A 25,476-nucleotide genomic window follows, 5' to 3' on the forward strand; every position below is an offset into this window, starting at 1 on the left:
CAGGATATAAAATTGGCATTGAACATAGTGCACGCTGTTGAGTTCTCAAAAATCGGACACACCCCGCCTCCACACCACAAAGGCGCTTCACAACGGACGTGATCGAAAACAATTAATTATCGTAAGCATTACTGCTTGCGTCTTACCGGTCGACTCGGCTAAGCTGGAAAAGTTTCTCTCCCCGCCGCCGTGGCAACTTGACTAACCTAGCACATCCGCAGACCGTGTCAAATCCGGCCCCTTCGTGTGTTTGCGGTCGGATCGAGATCGTCACGCTACACCGCAGCTCTGCTGTCAGGCAGAGTGTCGAGGCCGGGACCGTGTCCCGCGGAGATTTTACATCGTACGCTCGCTACCCGCAATCTTCAAGAGACGAATCTCGTCGAGACCGAGGAGCGAGGGGATGGCCCCCACTTGAGGTGGGCCAGCTGGTCTCGACGCTCTGCGCCGGACTCCCGCTTGCCGCTCCTTTGGGGTGACGAGGGGTTACATTACGGCGGAGTTCAGCCGCCCGGCAAATCGCTTCCACCCCGGGCGTGTCGCGAGTGTCCAGTCTGCCGGTCGCCCAGCGGTGACCTGGTTCAGCGCACGAAGGCCCCAGCAAAACTTTTCTTGCCGCGTCGCAAGACGGCGATGCCGTCGATCAGCGCAAGCTCGCCGAGGACCGCAGCTTCGCCGGGAACCGGGACGTTGTTCACCGAGAGCCCACCCTGGGCGAGTGCCCGCCGCGCCTCCCCCATGCTCGCAACGAGGCCCGTGTCGAGGAACGCCTGGAGCACGGGAGTCTCGGCCGTCGCCTCCGTCGAGGGGACAGCGTCGAGCGCGCCGCGGAGGATCGTGGGATCGATCCCCTCCAGGGACCCTCTTCCAAAGAGCGCAGTCGATGCGTCGATCACCGCCCGCGTCACCTCCTCGCCGTGCACCAACGAGGTGACCTCCCACGCCAGGGCTCGCTGGGCCTCGCGGCGGAACGGCTCGTCCACGCTCGCGCGCTCGAGCCGGTCGATCTCGACGCGCGGCAGGAAGGTAAAGGTCTTGAGTCGGTCAACGGCATCGCGATCGTCGGTATTGACCCAGAACTGGTAGAACGCGTACGGGCTGGTCAGTTCGGAGTCAAGCCAGACGGCGTTCCCCTCGCTTTTGCCGAACTTGGTGCCGTCCGAGTTCATCACCAGGGGCGTGCCGATGGCGTGTACCGATATTCCCTCCGTGCGGTGGATCAGATCCGTCCCGCTCGTGAGATTGCCCCACTGATCGCTACCTCCGGTCTGCAGGACGCAGCCGTACTGGCGGTAGAGCTCGAGGTAGTCCAAGCCCTGCAAGATCTGGTAACTGAACTCGGTGTAGCTGATGCCCGCGTCGGAGTTGAGGCGAGCGCTGACCGCATCCTTTTTGAGCATCGTGCCGACCCGGAAGTGCTTGCCGATCTCACGAAGGAAGTCGATTGCCGAGAGCGGCGCCGTCCAGTCCAGGTTGTTGACGAGCCGCATTCCGTTTTCGCCGTCCACCGGGAGGAACCGGGACACCTGAGCCTGGAGGCGCTCCACCCACTCGACGACGGTCTCGCGGGAGTTGAGCGACCGCTCGGCCGTCGGCCGCGGATCTCCGATCAGTCCGGTCGATCCTCCTACCAGGCCAAGAGGACGGTGGCCGGCGAGCTGGAGGCGCCGCATCACAATGAGCTGCACGAGATTGCCGAGGTGCAGGCTCGGAGCGGTCGGGTCGAATCCGCAGTAGTAGGTGATCGCGTCGCCCGAGAGGAGGTCACGGAGTGCCTCGCGGTCGGTCGAGACATGGACAGATCCGCGCCAGACGAGTTCCTCCCACACGGAGTCGAACGAGCGGTCGAGCTGAGGGCTCGTCGCGGAGCCCTGGACGTCCTGGTCGGTCACTCCGCCAGGCTATCGCGAGAGTGAGCGAGACGCGCTGGAAGCATCAAGTCCGTGGGCTTGATGTGGGTGAATCAAGTGTGCATACTTGATCGAGGGAGGTACAGTGTTCGTCATCACCGCGGATCAACGCGACAGCCGTCACGACGACGATCGGGTAGAACACGCCATCGCGAGCCTCCTCGATCGTGTAGACACCAGCTTCGTCCTGCCGCCCGAACGCACCGCGGGTGACGAGTTCCAGTTCGTCCTGGACCGGGCAGACGCGGTGGTTCCGCTCGTGCTCGCCCTGCACCGGGCCGAGCACTGGAGCATCGGCCTGGGAATCGGCCCTGTGGAGCATCCCCTTCCCGCGACGACCCGTGCGGCTCGAGGTGAGGCATACTTCGCCGCACGGCGGGCGGTCGAGTCGGCGAAGACACGTCCGACCCGGTTCTCGCTCGATCCCGACGCACCCGGCGACGCTGTCCCGAGCGCCACGGACGTGCAGGCGCTGATCGATCCGCTTCTGCTCCTGCGCGACTCGCGAACTGACGCCGGCTGGCAGATCGTCGACCTGCTCGAGAGCGGGATCTCGCAGAAGGAGGCGGCCGGTCGCCTCGCCGTCACTCCGCAAGCGGTCAGTCTGCGGGTGCGCGCTGCCGGCGCCCGGGTCGATGGACCCGCCCGGGAAGCGATCGCGCGCCTGCTGACGGTGGTCGACCGTACGCTCGATCCCACCGACGAGAGGAACCCTTGATGACGGATGCGTCCGGCTCCCCCGCACTGCTCCTCACTTCCGCCGTACAGACCGCCTCGTGGACCGGCGTCGTGCTGGTGCTCCTTGCCGGTCTCGCAGGCACCCTGCTCGCACTGCGCCTGCGTCGCCCACACCTCGCGTGGATCGCGATCGGTGCGGGATCGGCCGCGTTCCTGCTCACTGCGATCGCCGGCAGCACGGCTCCCCCGGTGCACGCGGTGCTCGTCACGGTGCTCGCGTTCGCCCTCGCCGTCCTCGGTGGCGGGCCGGTCGTGCTGCTCACCCTCGACCTCGCGACCGCCGACTCGCGCAGTGGCAGCCACGGCGGCATCATGGTGACCGCCTCGCAGCGGACACTGACCGGAGGCCTCCCCACCGCCATAGGCCAACCGATCGAGGTCCTGCGCGGAGGCACGACGATCGGCATTCTGGAGCGAATAGTGACCGCAGGTGCCCTCCTGAGTGGGCTGCCCGAGGGCGTGGCGGTCGTCGTGGCGGTCAAGGGCGTCGGCCGGTTCAGCGAACTCGCGTCGGCGGAGGCGCGCGAGCGGTTCATCATCGGCACGCTCGCGAGCCTCGCGTGGTCGGCGGCGCTGGGGATCCTCGCCCGGTATTCCCTCACGGGCTGAGGTTAGCCTCCGGCCCACGGCGCTGAACGGCCGAGCGGTACTGAACGGCCGGGCGGTAGGGAGACACCGTCGGATTGCCCTCGATGCTGAAGCGCCAGGGGAACTCAATCCCGCCGCCGGCTCCCGAGACCCCGGTACGCGGACCGGACACGACTGCGAACTGCTCGTTGGCCGGCCACAGCTCGAAGGCCGCGGAGAGCGGAGAGCCGGACTCGGAGAGCAACACGCCGAGAGCCTTCGCCAGGCGCGCCGGGCCGCGCGCCAGATCCCGCGGACGCACCGCTCCCCTCCGCTGCAACGCCAGCTCCTGCCCGACGACGACCTCGCCGGCGCGCAGCAACACAGCGGAGGCCGTTCCCAGTGGTGAGCACACGATGTTGACGCACGTGTGCATCCCGTAGGAGAAGTACGCGTAGATCGACCCGGGCGGACCGAACATCGGCGCGGTCCGTGGCGTCGGGCCGCGGTGCGCGTGCGAGCCCGGGTCCTCGCCCGTGCCGAGGTAGGCCTCCACCTCGGTCAGGCGGACGCCGACGACGCCCTCCTCGGTCTTGTGCAGGAGGACGCAGCCCAGCAGTTCCGGCGCGACGTCGAGGGCCGATCGGGACAGGTCCAGGACTGGCACGCCTAGAAGAAGTTCTGGCCCGAGACCAGGGTGATCACGATCACCGCGACGATCACCACCGTGGCGACGATCACTAACGTGCGCTGCTGCCACGGCGGCAGCGGGGGACGGCCGTCGTCCCCGGGTGCGCCGCCGAGAGTCACGAGCGGTCTCCGCGCAGGGCAGCGCGCACCACGCGCACGCGCTCGGTTAGCTGCGCGAGCTGCTCCGCGACTCGGTCGGGAGCAGTGCCACCCACCCCGTCGCGACTCGCGACGGAACCCTCGATGCTGAGCACCGAGCGGACATCGGGAGTCAGCAACGGGGACACCGAGGCAAGCGCGTCGTCGTCGAGGCCGTCAAGGCCACGACCGCGCGACTCCGCCAGCTTGACCAACTCGCCGGTGATCTCGTGGGCATCGCGGAAGGGTACGTGCTTTTTCACCAGCCATTCGGCCACGTCCGTGGCGAGAGAGAAACCCTGCGGCGCCAGCTCGGCCATCCGCTCCGTGTGGAACGTGAGTGTGGCGATCATTCCGCTAAAGGCGGGAAGCAGCACCTCGAGGGTGGTCACCGAATCGAAGACAGGCTCCTTGTCCTCCTGCAGGTCGCGGTTATACGCAAGCGGGAGGGCCTTGAGAGTCGCCAGCAATCCGGTGAGGTTGCCCAGAAGCCGACCCGACTTGCCGCGGGCCAGCTCGGCGATATCGGGGTTCTTTTTCTGCGGCATGATCGAGGATCCGGTCGAATAGCCGTCGTCGAGGGTGACGAATGCGAACTCGCGTGTATTCCAGAGGATGATCTCCTCCGCAATCCGCGAGATATCGATCCCGATCATTGCGGCGACGAAAGCGAACTCGGCGACCACGTCGCGGCTCGCTGTTCCGTCGATCGAGTTCGGGACGCTCGCCGCGAAGCCGAGGTCGCGCGCGACCGCCTCGGCGTCGAGACCGAGCGTCGATCCGGCGAGCGCCCCGGAGCCGTAGGGCGACACGTCTGCGCGAACTGCCCAGTCGCGGAGGCGCTCGAGGTCGCGCAGCAACGCCCAGGCGTGGGCGAGCAGGTGGTGTGCGAGCAAGACGGGCTGCGCATGCTGGAGGTGGGTGCGTCCGGGCATGATTGCAGCCGGGTGGGCGGACGCCTGCGCGGCGAGCGCATCAATGAGCTGCACGACGAGTTCCGCGACGATCGCGGCATGGTCGCGGAGGTACATCCGCACGAAGGTCGCGATCTGATCGTTGCGCGAGCGCCCGGCGCGCAGCTTGCCGCCCAACTCGGAACCGGCCTCGAGCATCAGACCTCGCTCAAGGGCGCCATGGACGTCCTCGTCCGACTCCTCGGCGGTGAATCGACCGTCGGCGACCGCGGCGCTCAGCCGGTCGAGCGCGTCGAGCATCCCGATCAGCTCCGACTCGTCGAGGTAACCGGCCGCGGCGAGCGCACGGGCGTGTGCCCGGGAGCCCGCCAGGTCGTAGGGCGCGAGCTGCCAGTCGAAGTGCGTCGACTTCGAGAGCATGGCCAGCTCGGGCGAGGGGCCACCAGCGAAGCGTCCGCCCCACAGGGCCCCGGCCTCGCCCGCGCGGGCGGAGGGTCGTTGCGTCATGGTTCTCCTCGGTCTCGGCTGTCGAGTCTAGTGAGCGGTTCCGGCGCGTTCGAGAAGCCAGACCAGCAGCGCCTTCTGCGCGTGCAGACGGTTCTCGGCCTCGTCCCAGATCACGCTCTGCGGACCGTCGATCACGTCGGCGGTCACCTCGTAGCCGCGGTCGGCGGGGAGGCAGTGCAGGAACAGGGCGTCCGGCGCGGCGGCGGCCATCGTTGTGGCATCGACGCGGTAGGCGCCGAAGGTCGCGACGCGGGCGGCCTTCTCGTCCTCCTTGCCCATCGAGACCCAGGTGTCGGTGATCATGATGTCCGAGCCCACAGCGCCCTCGGTCGGGTCGGTCGTGGTCAGGGCGGATCCGCCGGTCGTTGCGGCAATTCGCTGCGCGTCGGCCAGCACGGCAGGATCCGGGGCGTACGACTCTGGAGAGACGATGCGCACGTGCATCCCAGCCGTCGTGCCCGCCAGGAGATAGGAGTGCGCCATGTTGCTGGCTCCGTCGCCGAAGAACGTCAGCGTCAAATCGGCGAGGTGCCCACGGTGCTCGCGAATCGTGAGAAGGTCGGCGAGCAGCTGGCAGGGATGGAACTCGTCGGAGAGCGCGTTCACGACGGGGACGCGGGTGCCGCGCGCCATCTCCTCCAGCCCGGACTGCGCGTAGGTGCGCCAGACGATCGCCGCCACCTGGCGCTCCAGCACCCGGGCGGTGTCCGACGCAGTCTCCTTCCCGCCGAGTTGGCTGCTCGCGGTCGAGATGATCAGCGGGCTCCCGCCCAGGTCGGCGATGCCGACGGCGAACGACACGCGGGTGCGAGTGGAGGACTTGTCGAAGATGACGGCGACGGTCTGTGGCCCAGCGAGTGGCTTGCGCGCCCAGCGGTCGCGCTTGAGTTCGAGCGCGAGATCGAGGATCTCGGCCTGCTCGGCAGGGCTGATGTCGTCGTCGCGAAGGAAGTGGCGCGTCACGGTGCTGGTCGCTTTCGGTGAGAGGTGCGGAGGGTTAAAGGCTCTGGAGGGCGCGGCCGAGCCGGGAGGCGAATTCTGCGACGTCGGCGGCAGTGACGATCAGCGGTGGGGCGAGGCGGATGCTCGACTCATTGGCCGCGTTGACGATCAGCCCGGCTTCGAGTGCGGCGGCAGCGAGTTCGGCGGCGACGGGCTGCGTGAGCGCGAGGCCCAGAAGCAATCCGGTGCCGCGCACGCCTCCGATCAACGGTGAATTGAGCGCCGTCACGGCCGTGATGATCTGCGCGCCGCGCTCGCGGGCGTTAGCCAAGAGGTCGGCCCGCTCGATCTCAGCGAGGACGGCTCCGGCCACCGCGGTCGCCAGCGGATTGCCGCCGAAGGTACTGCCGTGGTGGCCCTTCTGCAGCAGATTGGACGCCTCGCCGAAGGTCACCAGCGCGCCGACGGGGAATCCGCCGCCGAGGCCCTTGGCGAGCGTGACGGCGTCGGGCAGGATGCCTGCCTCCTGGTAGGCGAACCAGCGTCCGGTCCGGCCGACACCGGTCTGGATCTCGTCGACGATCAGCAGCACGCCGTGCTCGCGGGTGAGGTCCCGAGCGCGCGTGAGGAAACCGGCGGGAAGCGGGATGACCCCCGCCTCCCCCTGGATTGGCTCGACGATCACGGCCGCGATCGATTCGTCGACGGCCGCGTCGAGCGCCTCGATGCTGGCCTCGATGTGCTCGACTCCGCCGGGCATCGGCTCGAAGGGCGCGCGCAGAGCGGCCTTGCCTGTCAGCGCGAGTGAGCCCATCGTTCGTCCGTGGAATGCGTTCTGCAGCGCGAGTATGCGGTGTCGGCCGCCGGCCGAATTCAGTCGAGCGAGCTTGAACGCGGCTTCGTTCGCCTCGGTTCCCGAGTTGGCGAAGTAGACGCGCCCGGCGTCTCCCGCGCCGGTCAGTCTGCGCAGGGTTTCGGCGAGTTCGATCTGCGGTGCCGTGGCGAAGTAATTCGAGACGTGCGCGAGTATGCCGGCCTGGCGAGCGACGGCCTCGACGAAGACCGGATGCGCGTGTCCGAGCGAATTGACGGCGATCCCGCCGAGAAAGTCGAGGTACTCGCGGCCATCGACGTCCCAGACTCGGCAGCCCTCGCCGCGCTCCAGGACGGCGAGCGGCGGCGCGACGGTCTGCATCATCACGGCGGAGTAGCGCTCGCGGGCCGAGGTGGTGCGCGAGATGGTCGGAACACGGGGCATGGTCAGGGAGCCTTTCGATCGAAGCGATCCGGCCGCGAGGGCCGTCGGTGCCACGCACCAGGGACGGGGCGGGCGCTCGGAGCCGGGGCCACTGAGAATCAGCGGCCCGACATTCGCTCCCGGTCACGGGGATCAGCCGAGGCGACGACCTCGGTGCCGATCCCCTCCGAAGTGAAGACCTCGAGCAGGATCGAGTGCGGGATCCGACCGTCGATGATCGCGGCCTTCGGCACTCCTCCGCGCACGGCATCGAGGCAGGCGGTCATCTTCGGGATCATCCCCGATTCGAGTGACGGCAGCAGGGCCGCGAGGTCGTCCGAGCGGATGTGCGGGACGAGCGACCCGCGGTCAGGCCAATCGGAGTAGAGGCCGGGCACGTCGGTGAGGATGACCAGCTTCTCGGCGCCGAGGGCCACGGCGAGGGCGGCGGCCGCCGCATCCGCGTTCACATTGAGGGACTGCGTTGGGTCGTCGGAGTCGGGCGCGATCGAGGAGACGACAGGAATGCGCCCAGCCTCGAGCTGAGCGATGACCGCGGCGGGGTCGACGGCGATGACGTCGCCGACCAGACCGAGGTCGTGCTCCTCGCCGTCGATCACGACGCCACGACGGCGCCCGACGAAGAGTCCCGCGTCCTCGCCGGAGATGCCTGCGGCCAGCGGGCCGTGCTCGTTGATCCGGCGGACAATGTCGCGGCTGATGCTGCCGGTCAACACCATGCGCACCACCTCCATCGCCTCCGGACTCGTCACCCGGTAACCTCCGCGGAATTCGCTCTCGATGCCCAGTCGGTCGAGCATCCGTGAGATCTGCGGTCCGCCGCCGTGCGCGACCACTGGGCGGATGCCGGCGTAGCGCAGGTAGACGATGTCCTGCGCGAAGGCGCGCTGCAACTCCTCCGACACCATCGCGTTGCCGCCGAACTTGATCACCATCGTCCGGCCGTGGAAACGCTGCAGCCATGGCAGCGCCTCGATCAGTGTCGCGGCCTTGCCCGGCGCAGCGTCGCGCAGGGCGTGGCTCTGCGCCTCTGCTGGGGTTTCGTCGGTCATCGTCGGCTCAGCTCGAGTAGGCGGAGTTCTCGTGCACGTAGTCGTGCGTGAGGTCGTTGGTCCAGATCGTCGCGGTGGCCGCTCCCGCGTGCAAGTCGATGTCGACCGCGACGCTGCGCGGCGCGAGGTCGACAAGGTCGCGGCTCTCGTGCGGCTCGCCCGCCCGGCAGACGTGGACACCATTCATAGCGACGTCGATGCCGTAGGGGTCGAACTGCGCGTCAGTCGTGCCGACGGCGGCGAGCACCCGGCCCCAATTCGGGTCCTTTCCGAACATCGCGGCCTTGAAGAGGTTGCTCCGCGAGACCGCGCGAGCGACGACGACAGCCTCGTCCTCGGTCGCGGCGTTGAGCACGCGGATCGCGATGTCGTGGGCAGCACCCTCGGCGTCGGCCTGCAATTGCAGGGCGAGGTCACGACACACGTCGGTGAGCGCGGCCGTGAAATGGGCGACGGCCGGCGTCGCTCCGCTCGCACCGCTCGCGAGCAGGGCGACGGTGTCGTTCGTTGACATGCAGCCGTCGGAGTCGAGCCGGTCGAAGGTCACACGGGTCGCCGCACGAAGCGCGCGGTCAAGGTCCGCGGACTCGAGGACGGCGTCGGTCGTGAGCACCACGAGCATGGTCGCCAGGCCGGGTGCAAGCATCCCCGCGCCCTTGGCCATGCCGCCGATGCACCAGCCCTGGTCCGAGCGCACCGTCGCCTGCTTGGGAACGGTGTCGGTCGTCATGATCGCGCGGGCCGCTGCCTCTCCGGCATCCTCACCCGTGGCCAGGTCGGCGGAGGCGCTGGTCACTCCTGCGCTGAGCGCCGCGAGGTCGAGCTGGTCGCCGATCAGGCCGGTGGAGCAGACGAGCACGTCGCCCGCCGAGACGTCGAGGCGTTCGCCGACGAGCTCGGCGGTGCGGTGGGTGACCTGGAAGCCCTGGGCTCCGGTGTAGCAGTTGGCGCCTCCGGAATTGAGCACGATCGCCGAGACGACACCGTCGAGCATGACGTGCTCACTCCAGAGCACCGGATTGGCCTTGCACCGGTTGCTCGTGAAGACCGCGGCCGCGTTGTGTAGCGGACCGAGGTTCTGCACGAGGGCGACGTCGCGCCCTCCCGACGACTTGAGGCCCGCGACAACGCCCGCCGCCCGGAATCCTGCGGCTGCAGTGACGCTCACGGCGCGACTCCGTCCACGCTCAGACCTAGGGACTCGGGGAGCCCCAGGGCGATGTTGGTGGACTGGATAGCCGCGCCCGCAGTGCCCTTGACCAGGTTGTCGATCGCGGTGACGACGACCACGCGGTGAGCGTGCTCGTCAACGGCCAGCCCGACGAGAGCTGTGTTGGCGCCGACGACATCCGCGGTTCGCGGGAAGGAGCCGCCGGGGAGTAGCTGGACGAAGAACTCGTCTCCGTAGGCGGTCTCCCAGGCTGCGCGGACGTCCTGGGGCGAAACACCCGGAGCGAGCCGAGCGGTCGAGGTCGCGAGGATGCCGCGTGACATCGGCACCAGCACAGGTGTGAACGAGATCGACACGGGACCGGCACCGGCCAGTACGAGATTTTGCCGGATTTCGGGGTTGTGGCGGTGCATGCCACCCACACCGTAGGCGTGCGCCGAGCCGAGCATCTCGCTCGCCAGCAGATCGGTGCGCAGGCTCTTGCCTGCGCCGGACGGGCCGACTGCCAGCACCGACACGAGGTCGACGGGCTCGATCACGCCGGCGTGCAGGCCGGGGGCGAGACCGAGGGTGATCGCGGTGACGTTGCAGCCGGGCACGGCGATCCGCCGCACTCCCACGAGCTGTTCGCGCTGCTTACGGCCGCCGCCGCCGATCAGCAGCTCGGGCAGGCCGTACGGCCAGGCACCCGCGAAGTCGCCGCCGTAGTAATCGGCCCAGTCCTGCGGGTCGGTCAGCCGGTGGTCAGCCCCACAGTCGACAACGAGCACGTCCTCGGGAAGGGTCGCCGTAATCTCGCCCGATTTCCCGTGCGGGAGAGCGAGGAACACCACGTCGTGGCCGGCGAGGTTGTCGGTCGTCGTCTCCACAAGGACGAGATCGCGCAGCGACCGCAGATGCGGGTGCACGGCCACCAGAGGCTGACCCGCGTTGGCATACGCCGTCACGGTCCGCACCTCGAACTCGGGGTGGCTCGCGAGGAGGCGCAAGACTTCGCCGCCTGCATAGCCGCTCGCACCGGCCACCGCCACGGAGAAAGTCATGCCCGAAAGCCTAGCCGGTGTGGGTCTCGAGCCCCGCCCGTCGATGCCGGGCCGCCCCCGTCACTCCCGCAGATGAGCACCCCAGCGCTCCGCCGCGACGCGCACGCCGGCCTCCTTCGCGGCCGTCGCCTCCGCCGCCGTCAGCGTCCGATCCGGAGCCCGGAAGCGCAGAGCGAACGTGAGCGACTTGGTGCCTGCCTCGAGGCCGGTACCGCGGTAGTCATCGACGAGGCGGATGGCCTCCAGCAGCTCCCCCGCGCCGTCGGCAACGGCCGCCAGCACGTCGCCGGCAGCCGTCGCGACAGGGACGACGAGCGAGAGATCTTGCGTCGCGGCGGGCAGCGCCCCGACGGGGCGGGCGACGACGACCCTCCCGGCCTGGGAGAGCAGAGGATCGAGATCGAGTTCGACGACGGCGACGCGGCGCGGCAGGTCGAACTCCTCGGCGAGAGCAGGAAGCAGCTCACCGGCGTGACCGATGACGACGCCGTCGAGGACAATCTCAGCAGTGCGCCCCGGATGCAGCGCGGCATGTGCGCCCTGGCGAAGGACCAGCTCGGCGCCGGTGGCGGCAGCGACCTCGCGGACGACATCCAGCGCATCGCGCCAATCGACCTCGCGGCCCGCGACTCCCGGCTGCCGCACGAGAGCCGCACCGGTGAGCAGCGCGCCCAGGTGCATCGGCTGAGGCGGAATCCCTGCATTGAGCACGGCCTCGACCTCGGCAGAGGGACGCGCGCCACCGACCGGAAGGCTGCCGGAGCCGAACGGACGGCCCTGCGCGGGGAGGAAGACAGAGCCGAGTTCGTACACCGCGAGGTCAACGAGCCCGCGCGAGCGGTTACGGGCGGCGACCTGTACGAGCCCGGGCAGGAGCGAGATCCGCAGCTGCGCAGCGGTCGCATCGAGCGGATTAGCGAGCGTGATCTGCTCCTGCGGCTCGCCCGTGACCGAACCGAGCCGGTCATTCATCGAGCGGGAGTGGAACGGATACGACAGCACCTCCGTCAGCCCGGACGCAGCGAGCACCTGGGCGAGCGTGCGGCGCAGGCGCTGGCCGGCAGTCAGTCCGCGTCCGGGAGGGGCGACGGGGAGAATCGCGGGGATGCGGTCGTACCCAGTGATGCGGGCAACCTCCTCCGCGAGCGTCGCTCGATCGGTGAGATCAGGACGCCAGCTCGGCGGCGTGACCAGTAGGCCCCGGCCACCGGCCTCGACGGATGCACCAATTTCGAGAAGAGCCCCGCGGATCTCCTCCGGCGTGTACGCGACTCCGATCAGCCCCTCGATGTAGCCGTCGGGCAGCTGGATCGGCTCGACGACGAGAGGATCCGCGAGCACCGACCCGAGCTCATCCGCCGTGCCGCCGGCCAGCTCGACGAGCAGTTGCACGGCCCGAGCAGCGGCGACGGGCGCCACCAGAGGATCGACGCCGCGCTCGAAGCGCCGAGAGGCCTCGCTGGGCAGCTTGTGCCGTCGGGCCGTGCGCGCGACCGAGACTGGGTCGAAGTTCGCGGCCTCGAGCAGCACGTCGGTGGTGCCGTCCGAGATCTCGGTGCGTGCCCCACCCATCACCCCGGCCAGGCCGATCGCTCCGCCGTCGTCCGCAATGACGAGGTCCTCCGCGTGCAAGCGACGGGTCTGCCCGTCGAGAGTCTCGAGCGTCTCGCCGGTGGCCGCGCGGCGCACGACGAGGCCGCCCTGCAGCGTCGCCAGGTCGTATCCGTGCAGCGGCTGCCCCAGCTCGAACATGACGTAGTTGGTGATGTCGACCACGAGCGAAATCGAGCGCACGCCCGCGAGTCGGAGCCGCGCGACCATCCACGGCGGAGTCGGACGCGACGTGTCAATTCCACGGACAACGCGCGTCACGAAGACCGCCGCGCCTCTCCGACCGCGAATCGGGGCGTCGTCGGCGACCTGCACCGGGAAGACGGGAGCCGACTCCGCTCGCTCGTGCGCGGGCAGAGCCTGCGCCGGGTCGCGGAAAACCGCACCGGTGGCATGAGCGTATTCGCGGGCGATACCGCGGATCGAGAAGGCGTAGCCGCGGTCGGGGGTCACGTTGACCTCCACCGCCGCGTCGTCGAGTCCGAGGAGGGCAATCGCATCGGTCCCTGGCTCCGGGTTGACGCCGAGAGTCGCCAGTCGGAGGATTCCGTCGTGATCCTCGCCGAGGCCGAGTTCGCGGCTCGACGCGATCATTCCGTCGGAGACGTGGCCGTAGGTCTTCCGCGCCGAGATCGGGAACGGCCCAGGGAGCACAGCGCCCGGGAGGGAGACCACGACCTTGTCGCCGACGCCAAAGTTGTGCGCACCGCAGACGATCCCGCGGACGTCCTCGCCGCCGTCGGCCGCGCGCTCGCCCTCCGGAGCGACCCGCACGTGGCACCAGTTGATTGTCTTGCCGTTCTTCTGCGGCTCAGGCAGAAGGTCAAGGACCTCGCCGACCACGACGGGCCCGGTCACCTCGAAGCGGTGTACGTCCTCTTCCTCGAGCCCGACCGAGACGAGGGCCGCGTGCACCGACTCCGTCGTGACGTCCTGCCCGAGCTCGACGTACTCCCCCAGCCAGCTCAGCGGGATGCGCATCAGATCACCATCCCGTACTGCTCGCTGAAGCGGACGTCGCCCTCGACCATGTCGCGCATGTCCTTCACGTCGTTGCGGAACATCAGGGTCCGCTCGATTCCCATTCCGAAGGCGAATCCGGAGTACTCGTCCGGGTCGATGCCCGCTGAGCGCAGCACATTCGGATTGACCATGCCGCAGCCGCCCCATTCGATCCAGCGCGCCCCACCGACGAAGGTGGGGTGCCAGATATCGAGTTCGGCGCTCGGCTCGGTGAAGGGGAAGTAGTTGGGCCGCAGGCGGATCCGCGCGTCCTCGCCGAAGAGAATGCGCGCGACGTGCTCGAGAGTTCCACGTAGGTGCGCCATCGTCAGCCCGCGATCCACAGCCAGACCCTCGAACTGTGTGAAGACAGGCGTGTGCGTGGCGTCGAGTTCGTCGGTGCGATAGACCCGGCCCGGAGCGATGACATAGAGCGGCAGCGAACGTTCGAGCATCGAGCGAATCTGCACAGGCGAGGTGTGTGTGCGCAGCACCAGGTGGGAGTCGACCGGATCGACGAAGAAGGTGTCCTGCATGGCGCGGGCCGGATGGTCCTCGTCAAAGTTGAGGGCGTCGAAGTTGAACCACTCGTTCTCGAGCTCCGGCCCCTCCGCGATCTCCCAGCCCATCCCGACGAACACGTCGGCGATGGACTCCTGGAGCAGCGAGAGCGGATGGCGGGAACCGCGCCGAATGAAGCTCGCGCCGGCCGTAACATCCACGCGCTCGGCCTCCAGCGCGGCAGCCTCCTCGGCCCCGACCAGTTCGGCCTCGCGGGCGGCGTACGCATCGCCCACCTGCTTGCGGGCGCCGCCGACGAGCTTGCCGGAGGCGGCCGTACGCTCGGGCGGGACGGATCGCATCTGCGCGTTCAGCCTTGCCAGAGTGGAGCCCTCGCCGAGGTGGGCAGCTCGGGCGGCCTTGAGAGCGGCGGAGCCGACTGCCGAGCCAATGGCGGCCAGGGCGTCGGCGACCGCTGCGGAGACGGCCTCATCGGTGATCGGGTTGCTGTCGGACACGATCCCCCAGTGTAGGCGAGGCCCTCCGCCCCCTCCGCCCGCCCTCGCGCCGCACGCGCCTCTCCTCAGCGCTCGTCCTCCACCCCGTCAGGCAGCACGTCACTCACCACAAAGAGACCCGGCACGACCTCCCACCCGCACGGCGAACGGGTGAATCGGGTGCGAGCGATTCGCCCTAGCCGAACGCACGACGCTCCACCCAGGCCGACCACCCCTGGAAACCAACCGCGGCGAGGACCGCCCTCGGGCGATCCGAGCAATCAGGCACGGCACACGGGTGAATCGCGTGCCAGCGATTCGCCCTAGCCGAACGCACCACGCTCCACGAAACGCACCCCATCAACAAGCCAACCGCGGCGAGGATCGACCTCGGGCGATCCGAGCAATTCAGTCCTGCACAGCGATCAATTGCGTGTCGGTCGTCGAGCGAGCTGCGGGATGTCCGCCGAGCGCCCGCCCGCCGCGGCCGCCGCGCTGCGTCCGGATCTCGATCCATTTCGCCAGTCCCGAGAGGAGCAGGCAAATACTGATGTAGATAGCACCGATCACAATGGCCGCCGGGATGATCGGACTGTCCAGGCTCGATTGGTTGCCGAGGTACTTCGCGTAGTAGAGCAGCTCGTTGTAGGTGATGATCGAGCCGAGCGCGGTGTCCTTGAGAGCGACGACCAGTTGCGCGATGATCACCGGCAGCATCGAGCGGATGGCCTGCGGAAAGAGAATGAGCCGCATGACCCCGGCCTTGCGCAGGCCGATCGCGTAGCCCGCCTCCTTCTGCCCTCGTGGGAGGGCTTCGATGCCGGCGCGGAAGATCTCGGAGAAGACCGAGCCGTTGTAGAGCGTGAGGGCGATGACAACGGCGAGGTAGGGGCTGAGTTTGAGTCCTGCGAACGGCAGGCCGTAATACATCAGCATCATCAGGATCAGGACGGGGATCGCACGAAAGAGTTCGATGAAGAGTGTCACCGGGACGTTCACCCAGCGGTGGTCCGAGAGGCGGCCGATCGCGAGGACGAGACCGAGGACGATGCTGGCGACTCCGGCCGTGGCGAAGGCGGCGAGAGTCTGTCCGAGTGCGGCCCCGATGCTCCGCCAAACCAGCGGGTAGCCGAACGCGCGCCATTTCGCGGCACTGAACTGTCCGGATTCAGCGAAGCGCCACACGACGAACGCGATCAGCGCGACGACCAGGAGAACGACGACGCCACCGATAATGCGATTGCGGACGACTGCGCGCGGCCCCGGGTTATCGAAGAGGACGGAACTCATCGCGCGACCCTCCACTTCTTCTCAAGCTGACGTTGGACGAGTGAGAGCACAGTGACCAGGATCACGAAGACAACGGCGACCCAGAGGACCACGATGAGGCTGTTCTCGCCGCGTTCGTTCAGGACGCGGACGATGGTCCCCGCCTCGGCGACGGAGAAGCCCGCAGCGACGGTCGTGTTCTTGAGCAGAGCAATCAGGACGCTCATCAGCGGCGGAATCACCGAGCGGAAAGCCTGCGGAAGGACGACCTGGGTCATGGTGAGGCCGAAGTCGAGGCCGATCGCACGGGCCGCCTCGGCCTGGCCGATTGGCACAGTGTTGATGCCTGAGCGAAGGACCTCCGCGACGTAGGTCGCGGTGTACAGGCTGAGGGCGCAGATTGCGAGGGTGGTATAGCCGACATCAGGCAGGTCGAGCTTCGGGTAGCCAAAGGCGAAAAAGAACATCAAGAGCGTGAGCGGCGTATTGCGGACGGTATTCACATAGACCGTTCCGAGCGCTCGTGCGATCGGGACAGGCGAGACACGCAGTGCGCCGACGATGGTCCCGAGGATCAGGGCGAGGACGAGGGAGACGGCAAACAGCAGCAGCGTGTTCCCGAACGCCGGGACGAACACGTCGAGGTTGTCCAGCAGCACATCCATGCGGCGGGCCCTTCTCTGGGGGTGGGGGGGGAAGATCGGGGAGTGCGGGGATCCCCGGACGGCGCGAACGCCGCCCGGGGCGCCTCCTAGTAGTCGTTGACCGCCGGCTGGGTGACGGTCGTACCTGACTGCCCGAGCGTCTTGTCATAGATGGCACTCCAGGTGTCGCCACCGTCGGTCAACATCCCGTTGATGAAATGGCGCAGCGCGTCGTCATCCTTCGCCAGGCCGATTCCGTAGAGCTCGGTGCTGAAGGGCTCGCCGACGACCTTGAGCTTGTCGGGATTCTGGGCGGCATAGCCGATCAGGATCGCGCCGTCGGTGGTCACCGCGTCGACCTGCCCATCGGCCAGAGCGTCGACGCACTGCGAGTACGTGTCGAACTCCACTGTCTTCACCTCGGGGTAGTTGGTGCGAATGTTCTGGATCGGCGTGGAGCCGGTCGCCGAGCACACGCTCGTGTCGGCCGAGAGGCTGTCCGGGCCGGTAATGGTGCTGTTGTCCGCCGCGACGAGCAACTGCTGACCGGTCTCGAAGTAGGGTCCAGCGAAGCCGACCTGCTCCTTGCGCTTGTCGGTAATCGAGTAGGTGCCGACGTAGTAGTCGATGTCGCCGTTCACAATCGACGCCTCGCGGTTCGCCGACGGGATCGAGGTGTAGGTGATCTTGTCGGCGGAGAATCCGAGCGACGCTGCGACCCACTTCGCGATCTCGATGTCGAAACCGGTGCGCTCACCTGTCGCCGCGTCAAGGTAGCCGAGCCCGGGCTGGTCCTCCTTGACACCGATGGTGATGGCGTCCTTGGCCTTCATCGCCTCGAACGTTGGGCTGCCCTCGACCGTGACGTCGGAGGCAACCTCGTAGGCAGCGGCGCTCCCCCCGGAGCCGCCGCCGGCCGAACCGGAGTCGCCGGCGCAGCCGGTGAGAGCAAGGGTCGCCGCCGCGAATCCCGCGGTCATGAACATGAGCTTGGTGCGCATGATCGTCCTTCCTGGGTGTGGCCCGCCGGAGCGGGCGATGTTCGGTCGGCCGCCGGGATTCCGGCTCCGACCTGTCGGTACTGCTGGTCGCCGGGCGGCGTTAGTGGGTAATGAGCTTTGAGAGGAAGTCCTTCGCTCGATCCGTGCGCGGTGCGGTGAAAAAGGACTCCGGGTCCGTGTCCTCGAGGATCTCGCCGTCGGCCATGAAGACAACGCGGTCCGCGGCTTTGCGAGCGAAGCCCATCTCGTGGGTAACGACGATCATCGTCATCCCCTCCTTCGCGAGCCCGACCATCACGTCGAGAACCTCGTTGATCATCTCGGGATCGAGCGCCGACGTCGGCTCGTCGAACAGCATCACCTTGGGCTTCATTGCCAGGGCGCGCGCGATAGCGACGCGCTGCTGCTGTCCGCCCGAGAGCTGGGCCGGGGTCTTCGAGGCCTGGTGGCCGACTCCGACGCGGTCGAGCAGCGCCTGCGCCTGGGCCTGCGCCTCCTTGCGGGCAATGCCTCGCACCTTGATCGGTCCCAGCGTCACGTTCTCGAGGATCGTCTTGTGCGCGAACAGGTTGAACGACTGGAACACCATGCCGACGTCGGCGCGGAGGGCCGCGAGACCCTTGCCCTCCTCGGGGAGCCGCTGCCCGTCGATCGAGATCGTGCCGCCGGAGATCGTCTCGAGGCGATTCACGGTTCGGCACAGTGTCGACTTGCCTGACCCGGAGGGCCCGAGCACGACGACCACCTCGCCTCGGTGAACCGTCAAGTCAATGTTCTTCAACGCCTGGAAATCGCCATAGTGCTTCTGCACTCCGTCGAGCACGACGAGGGGTTCTCCGGTGGCAGCGGCGGCGCGCTCATCCTGGGGTGCGGTGACCATGCGGTCAGGCAATCACACGAGGATGGTCGGGTCAAATCATGAGTGGATTCTTAATCGAAGGGTAACAACTGGGCCTTTCCCCAGCTTCCGGTCGCCGTCGCCCTCATTCTTCTCAAGAACGAAGGGCGAAGGCGCTCTCGTAGAGGCAGACCGAGGCGGCGGTAGCCAGATTCAGCGACTCAGCGGCTCCGTAGATGGGCACCGCAACGACGCCGTCAACGAGGTCGATCGACTCGTCCTCGAGCCCCCGCGCCTCGTTGCCAAAGACCCACACGGTGGGCCGAGCGAGGTCGCCCCGGGCGCGCACCGCCAGCAGATCCTCGCCCTTCACATCGGCGGCGACCGAGCGCAGGCCCACGGAACGCAGGCGCTGCAGAACGTCGGAGAGGTCGGCACCCACCGCGACAGGAAGGTGGAAGAGCGAGCCCGTCGTCGAGCGGACCACTTTTGGGTTGTACAGATCAACGGAGCGGCCCGAGAGAACGACCGCGTCGGCACCAGCAGCATCGGCCGCGCGGATGATCGTGCCGAGGTTACCGGGGTCGCGGACCTCCTCGAGCACCACGACCAGCCGCGGCTCTGAGGCGACGACATCCTTCAGCGAGGTGGGAAACTGGCGGCAGACCGAGACGAAGCCCTGAGGCGTGACCGTATCGGCCATCGTGTCGAGCACATCCTCCGTGACGTACTCGATCTCGACCTCCGCCTCCTCGGCCGCCATCATAATCTCGGGGTAGCGCTCCAGCGCGGTCGGAGTCGCGAACGATTCCACCAACAGCTCCGGCCGGTATTGCAGCGCCTCCGCCACGGCCTGAGGGCCCTCAAGGAGGAAGAGTCCTGTCTCCTGCCGCGCAGGCCGCCGGGTGAGCTTCGCCACAGAGCGGACGCGAGGAGAACGGGGGTTGTCGAGCATGCGTCGAGCCTATCGGCGCGGTCCCCGTGACTCCCGCAGAAACGTCGCGTCACCGTGATTCCGCGGAAACGAGCGGAGGGGGCCGCGACCTCTCGGTCGCGACCCCCTCCGGGAAGCGGTGTGGACTACGCCGCCTTCGGGGCAGACGTGTTGGCGGGCAGCGCGCTCTTCGCGGTCGCAACGAGCGAGGCGAATGTCGCGGGCTCGGTGATCGCGAGATCCGCGAGGATGCGGCGGTCGACCTGGACGCCGGCCAGGGCGAGACCCTGGATGAAGCGGTTGTAGGTTAGCCCGTTCGCGCGAGACGCGGCGTTGATCCGCTGAATCCAGAGGCGACGGAACTCGCCCTTCCTGGCGCGGCGGTCACGGTACGAGTAAACGAGGGAGTGGGTGACCTGCTCCTTCGCCTTGCGGTACAGGCGCGAACGCTGCCCGCGGTAGCCCGAGGCGCGCTCGAGGATGACCCGACGCTTCTTGTGGGCGTTGACGGCCCTCTTCACTCTTGCCATTACTGTTTCTTCCTATCGATCCTGGTCGGTGAAGTAGCGGACTACGCGGCGCAACGGACTGCGCCGGCAGTGAGCTACAGACCGAGAAGCTTCTTGGCGACCTTCGCGTCCTGCGGAGCGAGGACCTGGTCCTGGTTGAGGCGGCGGGTGCGGACGCTGGACTTCGACTCCAGGTTGTGACGCATTCCGGCCTGCTGCTTCATGAGCTTGCCGGAGCCGGTCACCTTGAAACGCTTCTTGGCACCCGAGTGGGTCTTCATCTTGGGCATGTTCTCTCCTTGTGAACGTCACACCGCGCACGGCGGGGCGAAACCGGTGCCCCGCGAACGGGGCATCCACCGGCCCCGAGGCCGGGGCGGCGAAGTATTTAGACGGACTCGGCGTCGGCCGTGTCCTCGGGGGTATTGGCCTCGCGACGAGCGGCGCGGACCGCGTTGGCCTCGGCCTTCGCCTCCGACTTGTTCTTGAGCGGGCCGATAACCATCACCATGTTGCGACCGTCGATGGTCGGGGTGGACTCGACCTGGCCAAACTCGGCGACGTCTTCTGCAAAGCGCTGAAGGAGTCGGACGCCCATCTCGGGTCGGGACTGCTCGCGACCGCGAAAGAGGATCATCGCCTTCACCTTGTCGCCGGCCTTGAGGAAGCCCTCGGCACGCTTGCGCTTGGTCTCGTAGTCGTGCTTGTCGATCTTGAGTCGAAAACGGACCTCTTTGAGGATCGTGTTCGCCTGGTTACGACGGGCTTCCTTGAGCTTTTGCGCCTGCTCGTACTTGAACTTGCCGTAGTCCATGATCTTGGCGACCGGCGGCTTCGAGTTCGGGGCGACCTCGACCAGATCCAGGTCTGCGTCCTGCGCGAGCCGCAGGGCGGCTTCGATTTTGACGACGCCGACCTGTTCTCCTGCGGGACCCACGAGGCGGACCTCGGGGACGCGGATACGGTCGTTGGTACGGGGATCGCTGATTGCGTTTCTCCTCTGATCTCGGTGAGTGCAGCTCTGCGTCCGGAGTCTTTTCCAGCGCACCCGAGAGAGGTGATCGTCCCGTTCGCGCCATGCATCAGCACAGCGCTTGCACCCTCGATGCGACTCCCGAGGCGAACCTCAGGAACCGCAGCCTGCCTCCGTTGCTGGAGGCGGGGTGCTTCTAACCCGGTAACCTTGTGAAGCGGTCAAGCGCGGGTGGGAGAATCTCCACTTTCGAACCGAGGACATGCCTCGGAGCCCGGTCCACCATAGCAGACCTGCGCCTCGGGCGACAGCGCCGATCGAAGCACTCCAACTCACCGAACGAAGGACCCATGGCTCAGTACGACGACGATTACACCCGACGCTTCGGTGACGGCGAGAATGGCATAGACCTGGTGGCCACTCGCGACATCGCGGAGGTGCCCGCGGTCGAGATCATCACCACTGCGGCCGTGCACCTGATGAGCGCAGCCGCCGTCAAGTGCGGGCTCGCCGACGAACCCGGCGCACAGATTGACCTCGACGAGGCGCGCAAGCTCATCACTGCCCTCGCCGGGCTGGTCACCGCCGGGGCCCCCGATATCAGCGACATGCACGCGCGCAGCCTGCGCGACGGACTGCGCACCCTCCAGCTCGCGTTCCGCGAGGCCTCCCCGATTGCCGACCCGATCGGGAAAGGGCCCGGCGAGAAGTGGACCGGCCCGGTCACCTGACCCGAAGTCAGCGGGCGACGGCGAGTTGAAGCGTCATCGAATCGACGCGGGCGGCGACGATCTCGTCGGCTGCCCAGCGCGCACCAAGCCGGGCGACGAGGGCGGCGAGCGCCTCCTGATCCAGTCCGGGACGCAGTCCGAGCACGACGACGAGTTCGGGGCCGACGAGCCGCTGGGCGGCGTCTCCCGCACGGACATCGAGCGAGACGACCGCGGGCTCCCCCGCCGTGCAGGCGCGCAAAACTCTCAGAACCTCGGGATCGTGTGCGGCCGGGCGCCAGGAGCCCCCCTCGGCGATCGCCCAGAGCGCCGGCCGTCGGACGGCGAATTCCCCGGCGGAGCCAGGATCCAGCACCATCACCTCGGTGCCCTCGGCCACGGCGGCCAACGCAGCACGGCGTCCATCCACCGGCACCGGCCGAGCAGAGGCGTCCCAGGCACGCATCGCGTCGATGCTACTGAAGGCGGGAAGCACAGTGCGGCCATCCGGTCCCGCCACCGTCACCATCGCGAGTTCCTGCGTCTTGTCGACGCGCAGGCGCTCGACCCCCTCGCCCTCCTCGCCCAGTCGAGCGACAAGAGGGATCAGCAGACGCGAGGAGCGCAGAGCGTCGATGACTGCCTCCGCCCCGCGCGCACCGTCGCCGAACGCGTCGAGGGCCGCGACCAACCCCGCCGGGGCACGGCCGTCGTCCTCGGAGGCCGTGCTCGGCTCGAAGTGCCGACCCGCCCACGGGGTCCCCGCAGAGTCGGTCAGGTGAGCCGGGAGCGGACGGTGCTCATTCGAGCGCGACATCCAGCGCCTCCGCGAGCGTGAAAGCGCCGGCGTACAGCGCCTTGCCCACGATGGCGCCCTCGAGGCCCTGGGGGACGAGGGTGCGCAGAGCGGCGATGTCGTCGAGGTTCGAGACGCCCCCGGAGGCGATCACCGGACGGCGGGTGCGCGCCATGACCTGCTCCAAGAGTTCGAGGTTCGGACCCTCGAGGGTGCCGTCCTTGGTCACGTCGGTGACCACGTAGCGGGTGCAGCCGGCCTCCTCGAGGCGGTCGAGGACCTGCCAGAGATCGCCACCCTCCCTGGTCCACCCCCGCGCCGCGAGCGTCGTCCCACGGACGTCGAGGCCGACCGCGATCTGGTCACCATACTGGGCGATCACGCTTGCGGCCCACTCGGGGTTCTCGAGCGCGGCCGTGCCGAGGTTGATCCGCTTGGCGCCTGCACTCAGCGCCGACTCGAGACTGCGGTCATCGCGGATACCGCCAGAAAGTTCGACGTTGACGCCCTTCACCTGGCGGATGACCTTCTTCATGATGCCGTGGTTGTCACCCCGGCCGAACGCGGCATCGAGGTCGACGAGGTGGATCCACTTCGCACCCTGCTCGGCCCAGTCCCCGGCGGCATCGATCGGATCGCCGTAGTTCGTCTCGGTCCCCGCCTCGCCCTGCGTGAGGCGTACGGCTTTGCCGCCCGCCACGTCGATCGCGGGCAAAAGAACCAGACCCGGGGCCTTCGTGAACTCGCTCATCGTCATCCTCAGTCTCGAAACCGGTGCCGACCGCAGCAGGCGCCGACCACCGGCCGATCCTAGTTCGTGCGGAGGGTGCCCAGCCAATTCGAGAGCAGCCGCAGGCCCGCCGCTCCCGACTTCTCGGGGTGGAACTGCGTCGCGGAGAGTGGCCCATTCTCGACCGCCGCAATGAACGGACCGCCGTGGTCAGCCCACGTCACCGCCGGCCGAGGAAAAGGCGGCATCACGTCGAGCGACCACTCCCTCGCTCCGTAGGAGTGGACGAAGTAGAAGCGCTCGTCTGCGACCCCGTGGAAGAGGACAGAGTCCTCCGGTGCCGAGATCGTGTTCCAGCCCATGTGCGGGACGACAGCAGCGGGGAGCAGGTCGACCGTGCCAGGCCACTCCCCCAGGCCCTCGCTCTCGACCCCGCGCTCGACGCCACGCTCGAACAAGACCTGCATGCCGACGCAAATCCCGAGCACGGGGCGGCCTCCGGCAAGTCGCTTCTCGATGATCTCGCCACCGCGCGCCCGAGTCAGGGCCGCCATCACGGCATCGAACGCCCCGACACCGGGGACCAGGAGGCCATCGGCCTCGAGAGCACGACCACGGTCATCGGTCAGCTCGACGTCGGCCCCGGCCAGCTCGAGCGCCTTGACGGCGGAGTGGACGTTGCCCGAGCCGTAGTCGTAGACGACCACGGAGGGGCGGACCGAACTCACAGCGCGCCCTTGGTCGACGGGATTCCCGAGACCAGCGGATCGAACGCCTTCGCCTGTCGGAACGCGCGGGCGAACGCCTTGAACTCGGCCTCGGCGATGTGATGCGGGTCCCGCCCGCCCAGGACGGTCACGTGCACGGTCAGGCCCGCGTTGACGGCGATCGCCTCGAAAACGTGGCGGACCATCGATCCAGTGAAGTGGCCGCCGATCAGGTGCAGCGCGAATCCTTCTGGCTCCCCCGCGTGCACGAGGTAGGGGCGGCCGGAGATGTCGACCACGGCCTGTACGAGTGCCTCGTCGAGCGGGACGAGCGCGTCACCGAAACGCGAGATGCCAGCCTTGTCACCGAGCGCCTCGCGGATCGCGGAACCAAGCACGATGCCGATGTCCTCCGCGGTGTGGTGAATGTCGATCTCGATGTCACCGCGCGCGCGGACGTGAAGATCAGTGAGGGAGTGCTTCGCGAACGCCGTCAGCAGATGGTCGAAGAACGGCACGCCGGTGTCGAGATCGGCAACGCCGGTGCCGTCGAGGTCGAGGGAAAGCTCGATGCTCGACTCGCTGGTGGCGCGGCTGAGGGAGGCGGTGCGCCCGGATGCGGCGCTCGGAGAGGTCATGCTCGCCAGTCTATTCGCGAGGCATAGCCGCTTCTCGGCGGGCGATCACTCCCGCGAGAGGGCGACCGCTGGGTCGGCGGAGGGGGCAGGCAGGGAGGCAAGCGCGGCAAGAAACGCCGTGGTCTCCTCCTCGGTGCCGGCGCTGACGCGGAGGTGTCCGGGGATCCCGACGTCGCGGATGAGCACACCGCGCGCGAGCAGGCCCTCGAACACCGCCACCGGGTCATCGACGCCGCCGAAGAGCACGAAGTTGCTACCCGTCGCGTAAGGGTGGTACCCGAGAGCGCGGAGGCCATCGATCATTCGGTCGCGCTGCACGATGATCTCACCGACCATCGCGAGCATTTCGTCGGCATGTGCGAGCGCGGCGGTCGCCGCGGCCTGGGTGAGCGCTGAGAGGTGGTACGGGAGGCGGACGAGGCGCAGGGCGTCGACCACGGCAGGGTCGGCGGCGAGATAGCCGAGGCGGACGCCAGCGAACGCGAAGGCCTTGCTCATCGTGCGCGAGACCAGGAGGCGGGGCCGTCCGGGTAGAAGGCTCAGCGCCGTCGGTGCGTCTCGGCCGGCGAACTCCGCGTAGGCCTCGTCGACGACAACGATCCCCTCGGTCGCGTCATAGACCGATTCGATCACTGCAAGGTCGAGCGGAGTCCCGGTGGGGTTGTTCGGAGCGCACAGGAAGACGATGTCGGGCCGTGCGCGGTGGACGTGCTCCGCGGCGTACTCGGCCCCGACCTCGAACGCGGCTTGGCGGTCGACCGGTATCCATGCCGTTCCGCTGCCGGAGGCGAGGATCGAGTACATCGAGTAGGTCGGTGCGAAGCCAAGGAGCGAGCGACCGGGGCCACCGAACGCTTGAAGAACGTGCTGCAAAACCTCGTTCGATCCATTCGCGGCCCAGACGCCGTCGGAGGTGAGCCCGTGGCCGAGGTAACCCGCGAGGGCGTCGCGGAGTTCACGGAACTCGCGGTCGGGGTAACGGTTGACCGTCTGCAGAGCCACGGAGACGCGCCCGATGATGTCGGCGATCACCTCGTCGGGGACCGGGTGAGTGTTCTCGTTGACGTTGAGGGCCACGGGGACGACTGCCTGCGGAGCACCGTACGGGTGCTTGCCTCGGAGGTCGTCACGAAGGGGAAGGTCGTCAAGAGTCGTCACCAGGAGATGGTAGCGGGGTGTCCGACGC

Annotated in this window: 27 protein-coding genes; 3 read left to right on the forward strand and 24 right to left on the reverse strand. The window is 68.0% G+C overall.

Annotation, left to right across the window (positions count from 1 at the left end):
- Window positions 1-581: 581 nt before the first annotated feature.
- Window positions 582-1,892 carry a tyrosine--tRNA ligase gene (tyrS, locus tag B0H03_RS11870; protein WP_104264004.1) on the reverse strand — a complete coding sequence of 437 codons (1,311 nt, stop codon included), beginning with the start codon at window positions 1,890-1,892 and terminating at the stop codon, window positions 582-584.
- Window positions 1,893-1,995: 103 nt separating this feature from the next.
- On the opposite strand from tyrS, the gene B0H03_RS11875 reads away from it, so the two are divergent.
- Both B0H03_RS11875 and B0H03_RS11880 read left to right on the forward strand, forming a co-directional pair.
- On the forward strand, window positions 1,996-2,628 hold the full coding sequence (locus tag B0H03_RS11875) for a DNA-binding protein (protein ID WP_181075009.1): 633 nt from the start codon (window positions 1,996-1,998) through the stop codon (window positions 2,626-2,628).
- Window positions 2,628-3,257 (forward strand): hypothetical protein, encoded by a 630-nt coding sequence (locus B0H03_RS11880; RefSeq protein ID WP_104264003.1) that lies wholly within the window; start codon window positions 2,628-2,630, stop codon window positions 3,255-3,257. The genes B0H03_RS11875 and B0H03_RS11880 overlap by 1 nt, the downstream gene beginning before the upstream one ends.
- On the opposite strand, the gene B0H03_RS11885 is transcribed toward B0H03_RS11880, so the two are convergent.
- The 18 genes from B0H03_RS11885 to infC all read right to left on the reverse strand — a co-directional run bounded on the left by B0H03_RS11885 (window position 3,247) and on the right by infC (window position 20,724).
- A complete protein-coding gene (locus tag B0H03_RS11885; RefSeq protein ID WP_104264002.1) occupies window positions 3,247-3,882 on the reverse strand; it encodes a DNA-3-methyladenine glycosylase in 636 nt (211 codons plus the stop codon). The genes B0H03_RS11880 and B0H03_RS11885 overlap by 11 nt on opposite strands.
- A 2-nt stretch (window positions 3,883-3,884) precedes the next feature.
- Entirely contained in the window at window positions 3,885-4,025 is a 141-nt protein-coding gene (locus B0H03_RS16655; protein WP_160487264.1) for a hypothetical protein, read from the reverse strand.
- The gene (argH, locus tag B0H03_RS11890) at window positions 4,022-5,464 is read right to left on the reverse strand and encodes an argininosuccinate lyase (RefSeq protein WP_104264001.1); all 1,443 of its coding nucleotides are present in this window, start codon (window positions 5,462-5,464) and stop codon (window positions 4,022-4,024) included. Before argH ends, B0H03_RS16655 begins: the two co-directional genes overlap by 4 nt.
- A gap of 27 nt (window positions 5,465-5,491) precedes the next feature.
- Complete coding sequence (gene argF, locus B0H03_RS11895; protein ID WP_104264000.1) at window positions 5,492-6,427, reverse strand: ornithine carbamoyltransferase; 936 nt, start codon at window positions 6,425-6,427, stop codon at window positions 5,492-5,494.
- A gap of 34 nt (window positions 6,428-6,461) precedes the next feature.
- Window positions 6,462-7,664, reverse strand: coding sequence for an acetylornithine transaminase (locus B0H03_RS11900; RefSeq protein ID WP_104263999.1), 1,203 nt, complete (start codon window positions 7,662-7,664; stop codon window positions 6,462-6,464).
- Between the two features lie 98 nt (window positions 7,665-7,762).
- Window positions 7,763-8,716 (reverse strand): acetylglutamate kinase, encoded by a 954-nt coding sequence (argB, locus tag B0H03_RS11905; RefSeq protein ID WP_104263998.1) that lies wholly within the window; start codon window positions 8,714-8,716, stop codon window positions 7,763-7,765.
- A gap of 7 nt (window positions 8,717-8,723) precedes the next feature.
- A complete protein-coding gene (gene argJ, locus B0H03_RS11910; protein ID WP_104263997.1) occupies window positions 8,724-9,884 on the reverse strand; it encodes a bifunctional glutamate N-acetyltransferase/amino-acid acetyltransferase ArgJ in 1,161 nt (386 codons plus the stop codon).
- On the reverse strand, window positions 9,881-10,930 hold the full coding sequence (argC, locus tag B0H03_RS11915) for an N-acetyl-gamma-glutamyl-phosphate reductase (RefSeq protein ID WP_104263996.1): 1,050 nt from the start codon (window positions 10,928-10,930) through the stop codon (window positions 9,881-9,883). Before argC ends, argJ begins: the two co-directional genes overlap by 4 nt.
- 60 nt (window positions 10,931-10,990) lie before the next feature.
- Window positions 10,991-13,522 (reverse strand): phenylalanine--tRNA ligase subunit beta, encoded by a 2,532-nt coding sequence (gene pheT / locus B0H03_RS11920; RefSeq protein ID WP_104263995.1) that lies wholly within the window; start codon window positions 13,520-13,522, stop codon window positions 10,991-10,993.
- Window positions 13,522-14,562 carry a phenylalanine--tRNA ligase subunit alpha gene (pheS, locus tag B0H03_RS11925; protein WP_104263994.1) on the reverse strand — a complete coding sequence of 347 codons (1,041 nt, stop codon included), beginning with the start codon at window positions 14,560-14,562 and terminating at the stop codon, window positions 13,522-13,524. The genes pheT and pheS overlap by 1 nt, the downstream gene beginning before the upstream one ends.
- 387 nt (window positions 14,563-14,949) lie before the next feature.
- Window positions 14,950-15,831, reverse strand: coding sequence for an amino acid ABC transporter permease (locus B0H03_RS11930; RefSeq protein ID WP_104263993.1), 882 nt, complete (start codon window positions 15,829-15,831; stop codon window positions 14,950-14,952).
- Window positions 15,828-16,475, reverse strand: a complete 648-nt coding sequence (locus B0H03_RS11935; RefSeq protein ID WP_104263992.1) for an amino acid ABC transporter permease — start codon at window positions 16,473-16,475, stop codon at window positions 15,828-15,830. Before B0H03_RS11935 ends, B0H03_RS11930 begins: the two co-directional genes overlap by 4 nt.
- An 86-nt stretch (window positions 16,476-16,561) precedes the next feature.
- A complete protein-coding gene (locus tag B0H03_RS11940; protein ID WP_104354075.1) occupies window positions 16,562-17,455 on the reverse strand; it encodes a glutamate ABC transporter substrate-binding protein in 894 nt (297 codons plus the stop codon).
- Window positions 17,456-17,555: 100 nt separating this feature from the next.
- Window positions 17,556-18,335: an amino acid ABC transporter ATP-binding protein gene (locus B0H03_RS11945; protein WP_104263989.1), complete on the reverse strand. Its 780-nt coding sequence runs from the start codon at window positions 18,333-18,335 to the stop codon at window positions 17,556-17,558.
- Window positions 18,336-18,447: 112 nt separating this feature from the next.
- Window positions 18,448-19,248 (reverse strand): TrmH family RNA methyltransferase, encoded by an 801-nt coding sequence (locus B0H03_RS11950; protein WP_104263988.1) that lies wholly within the window; start codon window positions 19,246-19,248, stop codon window positions 18,448-18,450.
- Between the two features lie 125 nt (window positions 19,249-19,373).
- Window positions 19,374-19,757, reverse strand: coding sequence for a 50S ribosomal protein L20 (gene rplT / locus B0H03_RS11955; protein ID WP_104263987.1), 384 nt, complete (start codon window positions 19,755-19,757; stop codon window positions 19,374-19,376).
- A 74-nt stretch (window positions 19,758-19,831) separates the two neighbouring features.
- A complete protein-coding gene (rpmI, locus tag B0H03_RS11960; RefSeq protein ID WP_056042364.1) occupies window positions 19,832-20,026 on the reverse strand; it encodes a 50S ribosomal protein L35 in 195 nt (64 codons plus the stop codon).
- A 98-nt stretch (window positions 20,027-20,124) separates the two neighbouring features.
- The gene (gene infC / locus B0H03_RS11965) at window positions 20,125-20,724 is read right to left on the reverse strand and encodes a translation initiation factor IF-3 (RefSeq protein ID WP_104263991.1); all 600 of its coding nucleotides are present in this window, start codon (window positions 20,722-20,724) and stop codon (window positions 20,125-20,127) included.
- Window positions 20,725-21,059: 335 nt separating this feature from the next.
- Here infC and B0H03_RS11970 point away from each other — a divergent pair, with 335 nt between their 5' ends.
- Window positions 21,060-21,440 carry a DUF1844 domain-containing protein gene (locus B0H03_RS11970; RefSeq protein WP_104263986.1) on the forward strand — a complete coding sequence of 127 codons (381 nt, stop codon included), beginning with the start codon at window positions 21,060-21,062 and terminating at the stop codon, window positions 21,438-21,440.
- Between the two features lie 7 nt (window positions 21,441-21,447).
- Here B0H03_RS11970 and B0H03_RS11975 read toward each other — a convergent pair whose 3' ends face one another.
- Genes B0H03_RS11975 through B0H03_RS11995 form a run of 5 tightly spaced genes read right to left on the reverse strand, consistent with a single transcriptional unit; the run spans window position 21,448 to window position 25,451 of the window.
- Complete coding sequence (locus B0H03_RS11975) at window positions 21,448-22,236, reverse strand: SseB family protein (protein WP_104263985.1); 789 nt, start codon at window positions 22,234-22,236, stop codon at window positions 21,448-21,450.
- Window positions 22,220-22,966 carry a bifunctional 1-(5-phosphoribosyl)-5-((5-phosphoribosylamino)methylideneamino)imidazole-4-carboxamide isomerase/phosphoribosylanthranilate isomerase PriA gene (priA, locus tag B0H03_RS11980; RefSeq protein ID WP_104263984.1) on the reverse strand — a complete coding sequence of 249 codons (747 nt, stop codon included), beginning with the start codon at window positions 22,964-22,966 and terminating at the stop codon, window positions 22,220-22,222. Before priA ends, B0H03_RS11975 begins: the two co-directional genes overlap by 17 nt.
- A gap of 59 nt (window positions 22,967-23,025) precedes the next feature.
- Window positions 23,026-23,673 (reverse strand): imidazole glycerol phosphate synthase subunit HisH, encoded by a 648-nt coding sequence (gene hisH, locus B0H03_RS11985; protein WP_104263983.1) that lies wholly within the window; start codon window positions 23,671-23,673, stop codon window positions 23,026-23,028.
- Window positions 23,670-24,290 carry an imidazoleglycerol-phosphate dehydratase HisB gene (hisB, locus tag B0H03_RS11990; protein ID WP_104263982.1) on the reverse strand — a complete coding sequence of 207 codons (621 nt, stop codon included), beginning with the start codon at window positions 24,288-24,290 and terminating at the stop codon, window positions 23,670-23,672. Before hisB ends, hisH begins: the two co-directional genes overlap by 4 nt.
- Window positions 24,291-24,335: 45 nt before the next feature.
- Complete coding sequence (locus B0H03_RS11995; protein WP_104263981.1) at window positions 24,336-25,451, reverse strand: histidinol-phosphate transaminase; 1,116 nt, start codon at window positions 25,449-25,451, stop codon at window positions 24,336-24,338.
- Window positions 25,452-25,476: the final 25 nt, after the last annotated feature.

Origin of the sequence: Rathayibacter iranicus NCPPB 2253 = VKM Ac-1602 (assembly GCF_003149025.1) — a bacterium.
Taxonomy (GTDB): Bacteria; Actinomycetota; Actinomycetes; order Actinomycetales; family Microbacteriaceae; genus Rathayibacter; species Rathayibacter iranicus.